Genomic DNA, 9,762 nt, shown 5'->3' on the forward strand with positions numbered 1-9,762 from the left:
CTCCTTGGTAGAGATGGTGATGGAAGGTGGTCCAGGGCGGAGGGGCGGAACTTGTGTTCCCTCCCCACCCACCGTTGGGGGTCAGCGCAGCACGGGTGCGTCGCGTTCGGGGTCAATGCCCAGATCGGCGATGGCCTTGGCCACCACCTCGCCCCGGACCTTGCCGTCCCGCTGCAGGGCGTACAGCGTCGCCAGAACAACGTGCCGGGCATCCACCTCGAAGAAGTCGCGCAGTTCCTCGCGCGCCTCGCTGCGCCCGAAGCCGTCGGTGCCCAGGGTCCACAGCTTGCGGTCCAGGTGTCCGTTCAGGCCGTCCGCCCCCAGCTTGATGTAATCCGAGACGCTGATCAGCACGCCGGGGGCGTTCTGCACCGTGAGCTGTGAGGCGAGGTAGCTTTCTTTCGGCTTGTCCTGTGGATGCAGCATGTTGTGGCGCTGGGTGAGCAGGGCGTCCTGATGCAGCTCCTTGTAGCTGGTGACGCTCCACAGGTCGGCGGCGACTCCGTAGCCCTCGAGCATCCCGACGGCCTCCTGCGCCGCGCCCATCGCCGGGCCGCTGGCGAGCAGCTGGGCACGCAGCTTGGCCTTCTTGTTCGGGCTGCGCTGGAACAGATACATGCCCTTGATAATGCCGTCGTGGATTTCCTGATGGCTGCGGCCATCGTCGGGCATGGGGGGCTGCACCTCGTTCTCGTTGTCCACCGTGACGTAATAGAACTCGTCGATGCCGTCCACGTACATGCGCTGGATGCCGCTCTCGATGATCACGGCCAGTTCATAGGCAAAGGCCGGGTCATAGACCTTGAGGTTGGGCACCACGTACGCCTGCAGCAGGCTGTTGCCGTCCTGATGTTGCAGACCCTCGCCGGCCAGGGTCGTGCGCCCGGCGGTCGCTCCGAGCAGGAAGCCGCGCGCGCGCTGATCGGCGGCGGCCCACACTAGATCGCCCACCCGCTGCATGCCAAACATCGAGTAGAACACATAGAAGGGAATGGTCGGCACGCCGTGGTTGGCGTAGCTCGTCGCGGCGGCGATCCACGACGCCATCGCGCCGTCCTCGGTGATACCTTCTTCCAGCATCTGGCCGTCAATGCTTTCCTTGTAGGCCATCAGCGAGCCGCTGTCGACCGGCGTGTAGGTCTGCCCGCGCGGACTGTAGATGCCGATGCGCGGCACGAGGGCGTCCATGCCGAAGGTGCGGGCCTCGTCGGGCACGATGGGCACGATCAGCTTGCCGATTTCCTTGTCGCGCAGCAGCTTGCTCATGATCGACACGGCGGCCATGGTCGTGCTGACCGCACGGCCCTTGCTGCCCGCCGCGAATTCCTCGTAGAACTCGCCGTCGGGGATGCTCGGGTGCGGGTACTCCACCCGGCGCTCGGGAATGAATCCGCCCAGCGCGGCGCGGCGCTCCCTAGTGTAGGCCACCTCCGGGCTGTCCTCGCCGGGATGGTAGTACTCGAGATGCTCGACCTGCTCGTCGCTCAGCGGCAGTTCCAGGGCGTCACGCAGGTTCTTCAGGCTCTCGAAGTCCAGCTTCTTGACTTGGTGGGCCACGTTGCGGGCCTGCGCGCTCTCGCCCAGGCCGTAGCCCTTGACGGTGCGCGGAATGATGATGGTGGGGCTGCCCTTATGCTCGGTGGCGGCCTTGTACGCCGCGTAGATCTTGTGGACATCGTGGCCGCCGCGGTTGAGCAGCTCCAGATCGGCGTCGCTCCAGCCGTCGATCAGGGCGCGCAGCTCGGGGGTGTTGAAGAACTTCTCGCGCAGCTCCTTGCCCCCAAAGGCCGCGTAGCGCTGCGACTCGCCGTCCACCAGCAGCTCGAAGCGCTTGACGATCTCGCCGTTGTAATCCTTTTCCAGCAGCTCGTCCCACTTGCCGTCCCAGATCACCTTGATGACGTTCCAGCCCGCGCCCCGGAACAGCGCCTCGAACTCCTGAATCACCTTGGAGTTGGCGCGCACCGGACCGTCCAGACGCTGCAGGTTGGCGTTCAGCACGAAGATCAGGTTGTCGAGGTTCTCGTAGGCTGCGAAGCGGATCGCGCCGATGCTCTGCGGCTCGTCCATCTCGCCGTCGCCCAGGAAGGCCCACACGCGGGCGTCGCCCTTGGGCTTCAGGCCCCGGTTTTCCAGGTACTTGATAAAGCGGGCCTGATAGATCGCCTGGATCGGTCCCAGCCCCATGCTCACGGTGGGAAATTCCCAGTAGTCGGGCATCAGCCACGGGTGGGGGTAGCTGCTCAGGCCCGGACCCTCTTTGCTCAGCTCGCGGCGAAAGCGGTTCATGCGGGCCTCGTCAAAACGGCCCTCCAAGAACGAACGCGCGTACACGCCGGGGCTGGCGTGGCCCTGGTAGAACACCAGGTCGCGGTCCTGCCCGGCTTCCTGCCCGCGGAAGAAGTGGTTGAAGCCCACCTCCAGCAGCTCGGCGGCCGAGGCGTAGGTGCTGAGGTGGCCGCCGATGCCGTCGGACTGCTTGTTGGCGCGCACGACCATCGCCACGGCGTTCCAGCGGATGATGTTGCGGATCTTGCGCTCCATCGCTACGTCGCCGGGGTACTCGGGCTGCGCCTCGACATCAATGGTGTTGATGTACGGGGTGTTCTGCTTGAACTCAATGGGTGCGCCGTGAAAGTAGGCGTAGTGGTCGAGTTCCTCCAGCAACTGCGCGGCGCGGTTGTCGCCGGCGTCGGCGAACACGTAGGCCAGCGAATCCAGCCATTCCTGCGTCTCCACGCTGTTCAGCGACTCGCGCTCCTGGGGGGGCAGCCCCGCACGCGGCGGGCGGTTGGGCGGCGGTTTTGTCATACCGTGCAGTGTATGCCCGCCCCTTCCACACTTCCAACAGGATGTTATGAAGGGATTGACCACGCACAGGCGTGAATCTGTCAAGCTGAACGGCACATGGAGCTGCGTCACCTGCGTCACTTCGTCGCGCTGGCCGAGGAGGAGCATTTCGGGCGGGCCGCCGAGCGCGTCTTTGTGGTTCAGCAGGCCCTGAGCAACAGCGTGCGCAATCTGGAAGAGGAGGTCGGCGTGCCGCTGGTGCTGCGGACCACCCGGCGGGTGCAGCTGACCCCGGCGGGCCAGGAATTTCTGGTGGGCGCCCGCGAGACGCTCTCGCTTGCGGCCCAGACGGTGGAACGGGCCCGCCGCGCCGCGCGGGGCGAGGTGGGCCGCCTGACCGTGGGCTTTGTCAGCGGGCTGGCCTTTGGCGGGCTGCCCGAGATCGTGCGCCGCTTCCGCGAGCTGTACCCGAACGTCAGCGTGGACCTGCGCGAGCTGACCGCCCAGGAGCAGGAGGCGGGGCTGCGCGGCGGCACCATCGACATCGGGCTGATGCTGCTGCCGGTGCGGGCCCCCAACCTGGATTCGCGGCCCCTGTGGCAGCAACCCCTGGTGGCGGCTCTGCCCGCCGGCCACCCGCTGGCCCGCAAACGCCGCCTGCGCATTGCGGACCTCGCCCCCGAACCGTTCGTGTTCTTTCCCCGGCAGCTGCGCGCCACCTACTTTGATCAGGTGATGCGCTGGTGCGCCTCGGCCGGCTTTACCCCCAATGTCGTGCAGGAGGCCATCGAGATTCCCACCCTGCTGTCGCTGGTCGCGGCGGGCGTGGGGGTGTTCCTGCCCATCGAGTTCTTCAGCCGGCTGTCGTTGCCGGGCGTGGTCTACCGTCCGCTGGAGGACGCCCCGGTGGTGGAGATCGTGGCGGTGTGGCGGCGCGACGAGGGACGCAATCCGGTGGTGCGGGCCTTTCTGGGAGTGGCGGGCGAGATGCTGGGCCGGCAGGAACCGGAGCGGGCGTAACAGCCCCGCCCCGGCGGCAGGAGACCAGGAGGGCCGGGCCTCCCTGAAGGTTCTGTATACGTCATCTGACCTAGCACGCTCTTCTGTCCAGGGCGTAAACTGAAGGGTGCGTTCAGAGTTCAGCCGTCCCATTTGCTCGAGCCTTCCTGGAGGGTATGCATGCTCAAGGTGAAATCCGACTTCACGCCGTCCGGCGATCAGCCCACTGCCATCCGCTCCCTGGTGGGCGGCCTGGAGTCCGGCCTGAGGTTCCAGACCCTGCTGGGAGCCACGGGCACCGGCAAGACCTACAGCATGGCCAAGGTGATCGAGGAAACCCAGCGCCCGGCGCTGATCATGGCCCCCAACAAGATCCTGACCGCGCAGCTCGCCTCGGAGTTCCGCGAGTTCTTCCCGGACGCGGCCGTCGAGTTCTTCATCTCCTACTACGATTACTACCAGCCGGAGGCCTACGTGCCGGGCAAGGACCTGTTCATCGAGAAGGATGCGTCGGTGAACCAGGAGATCGAGCGCCTGCGCCATTCCACCACCCGCAGCCTGCTGACCCGGCGCGACACCATCGTGGTGGCCTCGGTGTCGTGCATCTACGGACTGGGCGATCCCAAGGAATACACCGCCCTGAACCTGATTCTCAAGAAGGGCGAGGCGGTGGGCCGCGACGAGATCCTGGGACGCCTCGTGAACATGCAGTACGAGCGCAACGACATCGAGATGATGCCGGGCCGTTTCCGGGTCAAGGGCGAGATGATCGAGGTCTGGCCCGCCTACGACGAGCAGCCGCTGCGCATCGAACTCTGGGGCGACGACGTGGAGCGCGTCAGCGTGGTGCATCCGCTGACCGGCGACCGTCTCGCCGAACTTGATGCCACGGTGGTGTATCCGGCCAAGCACTATGTCTCCAGCGCGGGCAACATCGAGCGCGCCATCGTGACCATTCAGGAGGAACTCGAACAGCGCCTGGAGTACTTCAAATCCACCGGCAAGCTGCTTGAGGCCCAGCGCCTCAAGGAACGCACCCTGTACGACCTGGAGATGCTCAAGGTGCTCGGCTACTGCTCGGGCATCGAGAACTACTCGCGCCACATCGACGGGCGCGCGCCGGGCATGACGCCGTACACCATGCTCGACTACTTCAACGACGACTTCGTGACCTTCATTGACGAGTCGCACGTGACCGTGCCGCAGATCGGCGGAATGGCGAACGGCGACCGCGCCCGCAAACAGACGCTGGTGGATTACGGCTTCCGGCTGCCCTCGGCCATGGACAACCGTCCCCTGAACTTCGATGAGTTCATGTCCAAGACCGGGCAGGTCGTGTTCGTCTCGGCCACGCCGGGCCCTTTCGAGCGTGAGGTCAGCGACGGCGTGGCCGACCAGATCATCCGCCCCACTGGCCTGATCGACCCACCCGTGACGGTGCGGCCCATCCAGGGCCAGATCGAGGACCTGCTGGGGCGCGTGCGGCAGCGCGCCGGCATCGGCGAGCGCACCCTGGTCACCACCCTGACCAAGCGCATGTCCGAGGACCTGACCGAGTACTTGCTGGAAAAAGGCGTGCGGGCGCGGTACATGCACTCGGACATTGACTCGGTCGAGCGTCAGGTGATCATCCGCGACCTGAGGCTGGGCCACTATGACGTGCTCGTGGGCATCAACCTGCTGCGCGAGGGCCTGGACCTGCCCGAGGTCTCGCTGGTCGCCATTCTGGACGCCGACAAGCCCGGCTTCCTGCGCTCCGAGCGCGCCCTGATCCAGACCATCGGGCGCGCCGCCCGCAACGTCAACGGCGAGGTGATCCTGTACGGCGACACCGTTACACCCGCCATGCGTTTTGCCATGGAGGAGACGAGCCGCCGCCGCGAGAAGCAGGTGGCCTACAACGAGGAACACGGCATCACGCCTACCACCATCATCAAGGGGGTGCGCAACGTGATTCGCGGTGAGGAACAACCCGAGGAGGTGGGCAGTGCCAGCGTGGGCAACGACCGTGACGCCCTGAGCGCGCAACTCACCGATCTGGAACTCGACATGTGGCAGGCGTCCGAGGATCTGGACTTCGAGCGGGCCGCCAGCCTGCGCGACCAGATCCGCGCCATCGAGGCCAAGCTGCAGGGCAAGGAGTTCAAGCAGGCGACCGTGCCCGGTCAGAAGGTCCGCAGCCGGGGCCGCCGCTGATCGCCCTGCTGTTCAGGCAAGCAAACAGATTGGCAAAGAGGAGCCGCCTTCCCAGAACCGGGGGGCGGCTTTTCTCCTGAAGTTTCTCCTGAAGGCTCGCGGTTGAGGGCCCGTGGGTGTTCGCGCGGTCACGCCAGGCACTCAGTTCAGCATTTTCCGGGGCCCTTCCGGATCCTCTTCCGGGCGCTGCAGCGGCAGGATCAGGTTTGCCACGATGCCCACCACGGCGGCCAGCGCCATGCCCGAGAGGTTCAGGGTGGTGCCCCCCACCATCACCGGGAAGGTCGCGCCGCCCAGCCCCAGCACCAGAATCAGCGAGACGATGATCAGGTTGCGCGAGTGGGCGAAATCGATCTTCGCCTCGGCCAGCGTCCGGATGCCCACGCTGGCGATCATGCCGAACAGCAGAATGCTCACGCCGCCCAGCACTCCCTGGGGCAGGCCCTGCAGCACCGCCGCGAGCTTGGGCGAGCAGCCGTACGCCATGGCGAACACGGCCCCGATCCTCAGGATGGCGGGGTCGTATACCCGGGTCAGGGCAAGCACGCCGGTGTTCTCGGCGTAGGTGGTGGCCGCGGGGCCGCCCAGCGCGGCGCTGCTCATGTTCGCCACGCCATCGGCGAACAGGGTGCGGCTCAGCCCTGGAGTCTTCAGGAAGTCCTGGCCCACGACCCGGCCGTTCACGATCACGTCGCCCACGTGCTCGATAAAGGTCACCACCGCCACGGGCGCGATGATTGCCACCGCCCGCCAGTCCAGCGCGGGGGCATGAAAGTCCGGCCAGCCCAGCAGCGGTGCGGCGCGGACAGCGTCGAGGGCGGCGGGAGTCACCTGTCCGGTCAGCAGCGCGATCAGGTAACCCACGACCACGCCGATCAGAATGGGCAGCATGCGGAAGAGGCCGCGGCCATACACGCTGGCGACCACCGCCGAGGCCAGGGTTGCCAGGGCCAGCCACCAGTTCGACTTGGCCTGATCCACTGCCACGCTGGACAGACCCAGGCCGATCACGATGATGACCGGCCCGGTGACCACTGCCGGAAAGACGCGCAGCAGCCGTCCGGTGCCGAACAGCTTGACCAGCGCGCTGAACAGCAGGTACATCAGGCCGGCGGCGATCAGTCCGCCCCCGGCGGCGGCGGGGCCGAATTCCTTGACCACCAGGGCGGTGGGAGCGATAAACGCAAAGCTCGATCCCAGGAAAATCGGGACGCGGCCCCCCGACAGCAGGTGGAAAATCAGGGTGGCGACGCCGGCCCCGAACAGCGCCACGCTGGGGGGCAGCCCCACGAGAATCGGAACGAGGATGGTCGAGCCGAACATGGCCACCGAGTGCTGGGCTCCCAGCACCAGCCGCCGGGCAGGAGACAGGGAAGAAGAGGGGGATGGTGGGGTGTATGTCATGCGTGCAGCCTCCAGAGCCGGCCCACCGGAGCCTCGTTCCCATCCGGGTCCGTCCTCCCGGTCTTCCGCAGCGCGTGCGTCATGGAAGACGAGGACCTCGGTACAGACAGGAAGGCCCAGGCAGACGAATTGTTCCGGGTACCCACGGTAGCGCACCCGGCTGGCCCCGAGCCGTCAGCGCCCGGCGGAATCCGTGGGTGTTTGCCGCCGCAGGGTGCAGCGGCCGAGCCGCAGTTCGGCACTCGCCTCGGCGCGCTCCTGTGGGGTCCGCGTCACGCTCGCGACCGCCAGGGCCGTCTCCAGCATGGAGGGCAGGGCATTCAGGGTGGTGACTGCCAGCACGCCGTCAAACACCTCTCCCTCCAGTGGACCGATGTAGGCGCAGGCGAGGGCCAGCCCGCCGCTCCGGGCATCGGCAAGGTCCAGCGCGATCAGCGAGGTGTGTTCCTGATCCAGCAGCAGCGTTCCCCGGTCTGCGGGGTAGGTGGCGGTGCCGTTGTGTAGCTGCGGCGCGCCTCCGTTCAGGCGCAGGGTGGTGAGAAACTGCTCGCCATCGGCACTGAGCGCCTCCAGTGTCCAGACCTGACCCGGCTGCAGGGGAGAGGCTGGGGGGGCGCTGGCCGCTGCTTGGAACCCTCCCATCCACGGGGCCAGGGCACAGGCGGTCAGGAGGGCCAAAGACAGGCGCATGCGGCAGCGTAGCGCGCCATACTGGGGGGCATGAATGCCAAGGGGGACTTGATCGCGCGGCTGCTGGCTCAGGGGCGGGGAACGCCTGTTTTCGAGGCCACCGTGTATGGCCCGCCGCACGAGCGGTCATTTCAGGTGCAGGTGCTCTCGGGTGGCCGGGTGCTGGGTGAGGGAGGCCAGGGCCGCAGCAAGCGCGAGGCCGAGCGGCTGGCCGCAGAATCGGCCTTGCAGGTGCTGGACGCCGAGGCAGGGGGGCGGACGGACCCAGAGGGTGCCGCTGAACCGCCTTCCGGGTCCGTGGAGCCGGACCGCTGGCCCATCTATTCCTCTGTGCTTCAGGCGGCGCTGGAGACGGCGCTGGAACTCGCCCCCGAGGACACCACGCTCGATGAGGTACGCCAGGACGCCGCGCGGCTCTACCGCGACCTGCTGGAAGAACTGGGTCACGGTCCGGAGCAGGCGTGAGCGCGACCGCCTGGCCGTGGCGCCCGTCGGGGGTGCTCTTTGATATGGACGGAGTTCTGACCGCCAACAACACCTTTCACCGCCAGGCGTGGCAGGAGGTGGCGGCCACGGTGCTCGGCCTGACCCTCACCGATCATGACCTCGATACCAAGGTGGACGGGGGACGCAATCCCGAGATCATCGAGCGTCTCACCGGCCGGTACCCGGACGCCGGGGTGCTGGAACGCTTTCACGAGGCCAAGGAGGGCCGTTACCGCGAGCTGGCCCACGGCGCGCTGCAGGAGGTTGCGGGCCTGAGTCCCTACCTGGATGCCCTGGAGGAGCGGGGAATTCCCTATGCCCTGGTTACCAGTGCCGACCGCACCAACGTCGAGTTCGGAATGCGGGCGCTGGGCCTGGGGCACCGCTTTGGTCCCCGCGTGCTGGGAGAGGACGTCACGCGGGGAAAACCCCACCCTGAGCCGTTTCTGCTTGGAGCGCAGCGGCTGGGTTTGGCAGCCACCGCGTGCCTGGCCCACGAGGACGCGGTGAACGGGGTGCGCAGCGCCTCGAGAGCAGGCTGCCGGGTCGTGGCCCTGACCACCACCGCAGTCGCCCAGGACCTGCAGGCGGCCGGAGCGGCGCTGACCGTACCGGATTTCACGGCCTGGCCGGACTGGCTGGAATAGCTGAGGTGAGGCAAACCGGATGAAAGGTGCCGATGCCGAGGACCGCGCGGCCCTCCACCTGCAGGCGTTGGGCCGTGAGGTGCTGGCGCGGAATTACCGCATTCCAGGCGGCGAGATTGACCTCGTCACCCGGGAAGCGGACGGCACCCTGGTGTTCACGGAGGTCCGTCAGCGGCGTACAGACCGCTATGGCAGCGCAGCCGAGAGCGTGACCCCCCGCAAGCTGGCCCTGATGCGGCGGGCCGTCCTGAGTTATCTCGCCCGTGAAGTGGGGCAGGAAGTGGGGTGCCGGCTGGAGGTGCTGACCATTGAGGGAGGGGCAAAAAGCGGGACGCTCACGCTGTTTTTCGTTGACTGAGGGTGGGTGGCCTGGGGTGGTGTGGCGGAGCCTCAAGCAACTTCAGGAGGACAGGGGTTGACAGTTTTGGGAAAGGCCTGTATCTTTTCTGAGCCTCAAGCGAGGCGCGGTGCATGACAACCGAGCGTGAAACGAGCGAGAGAGACGCAAAATATCTGCGGCCATCCCACGGGATGACCGCTTGAGAATGGA

Annotated in this window: 8 protein-coding genes; 5 read left to right on the forward strand and 3 right to left on the reverse strand. The window is 66.9% G+C overall.

All coding sequences use genetic code 11. The features are described 5' to 3' along the window. Positions 1–81 precede the first annotated feature (81 nt). Positions 82–2,811, reverse strand: a complete 2,730-nt coding sequence (gene aceE, locus IEY21_RS10070) for a pyruvate dehydrogenase (acetyl-transferring), homodimeric type (protein WP_188903999.1) — start codon at positions 2,809–2,811, stop codon at positions 82–84. Positions 2,812–2,907: 96 nt separating this feature from the next. Here aceE and IEY21_RS10075 point away from each other — a divergent pair, with 96 nt between their 5' ends. Further along, positions 2,908–3,810 (forward strand): LysR family transcriptional regulator, encoded by a 903-nt coding sequence (locus tag IEY21_RS10075; protein ID WP_188904001.1) that lies wholly within the window; start codon positions 2,908–2,910, stop codon positions 3,808–3,810. 159 nt (positions 3,811–3,969) lie between these two features. Beyond that, positions 3,970–5,985: an excinuclease ABC subunit UvrB gene (uvrB, locus tag IEY21_RS10080; RefSeq protein ID WP_188904003.1), complete on the forward strand. Its 2,016-nt coding sequence runs from the start codon at positions 3,970–3,972 to the stop codon at positions 5,983–5,985. A gap of 141 nt (positions 5,986–6,126) precedes the next feature. Here uvrB and IEY21_RS10085 read toward each other — a convergent pair whose 3' ends face one another. Both IEY21_RS10085 and IEY21_RS10090 read right to left on the reverse strand, forming a co-directional pair. Next, positions 6,127–7,389: a uracil-xanthine permease family protein gene (locus tag IEY21_RS10085; RefSeq protein ID WP_188904005.1), complete on the reverse strand. Its 1,263-nt coding sequence runs from the start codon at positions 7,387–7,389 to the stop codon at positions 6,127–6,129. A gap of 174 nt (positions 7,390–7,563) precedes the next feature. Then, complete coding sequence (locus IEY21_RS10090; RefSeq protein ID WP_188904007.1) at positions 7,564–8,079, reverse strand: hypothetical protein; 516 nt, start codon at positions 8,077–8,079, stop codon at positions 7,564–7,566. Positions 8,080–8,109: 30 nt separating this feature from the next. Here IEY21_RS10090 and IEY21_RS10095 point away from each other — a divergent pair, with 30 nt between their 5' ends. The 3 genes from IEY21_RS10095 to IEY21_RS10105 are packed head-to-tail and all read left to right on the forward strand — an operon-like array spanning position 8,110 to position 9,570. Beyond that, entirely contained in the window at positions 8,110–8,544 is a 435-nt protein-coding gene (locus IEY21_RS10095; RefSeq protein ID WP_188904009.1) for a putative dsRNA-binding protein, read from the forward strand. Beyond that, positions 8,541–9,212, forward strand: a complete 672-nt coding sequence (locus IEY21_RS10100) for an HAD family hydrolase (RefSeq protein ID WP_373290504.1) — start codon at positions 8,541–8,543, stop codon at positions 9,210–9,212. The genes IEY21_RS10095 and IEY21_RS10100 overlap by 4 nt, the downstream gene beginning before the upstream one ends. A gap of 19 nt (positions 9,213–9,231) precedes the next feature. Then, a complete protein-coding gene (locus IEY21_RS10105) occupies positions 9,232–9,570 on the forward strand; it encodes a YraN family protein (RefSeq protein WP_188904011.1) in 339 nt (112 codons plus the stop codon). The last annotated feature ends 192 nt before the right edge of the window (positions 9,571–9,762 follow it).

Origin of the sequence: Deinococcus aerophilus (genome assembly GCF_014647075.1) — a bacterium.
In the GTDB taxonomy this organism is placed as follows: Bacteria; Deinococcota; Deinococci; order Deinococcales; family Deinococcaceae; genus Deinococcus; species Deinococcus aerophilus.

What these genes read in the sequence shown, in the direction of transcription:
- aceE (WP_188903999.1), bottom strand. Translation starts at nt 2,811, where the DNA reads ATGACAAAACCGCCGCCCAACCGCCCGCCGCGTGCGGGGCTGCCCCCC.
- IEY21_RS10075 (WP_188904001.1), top strand. Translation starts at nt 2,908, where the DNA reads ATGGAGCTGCGTCACCTGCGTCACTTCGTCGCGCTGGCCGAGGAGGAG.
- uvrB (WP_188904003.1), top strand. Translation starts at nt 3,970, where the DNA reads ATGCTCAAGGTGAAATCCGACTTCACGCCGTCCGGCGATCAGCCCACT.
- IEY21_RS10085 (WP_188904005.1), bottom strand. Translation starts at nt 7,389, where the DNA reads ATGACATACACCCCACCATCCCCCTCTTCTTCCCTGTCTCCTGCCCGG.
- IEY21_RS10090 (WP_188904007.1), bottom strand. Translation starts at nt 8,079, where the DNA reads ATGCGCCTGTCTTTGGCCCTCCTGACCGCCTGTGCCCTGGCCCCGTGG.
- IEY21_RS10095 (WP_188904009.1), top strand. Translation starts at nt 8,110, where the DNA reads ATGAATGCCAAGGGGGACTTGATCGCGCGGCTGCTGGCTCAGGGGCGG.
- IEY21_RS10105 (WP_188904011.1), top strand. Translation starts at nt 9,232, where the DNA reads ATGAAAGGTGCCGATGCCGAGGACCGCGCGGCCCTCCACCTGCAGGCG.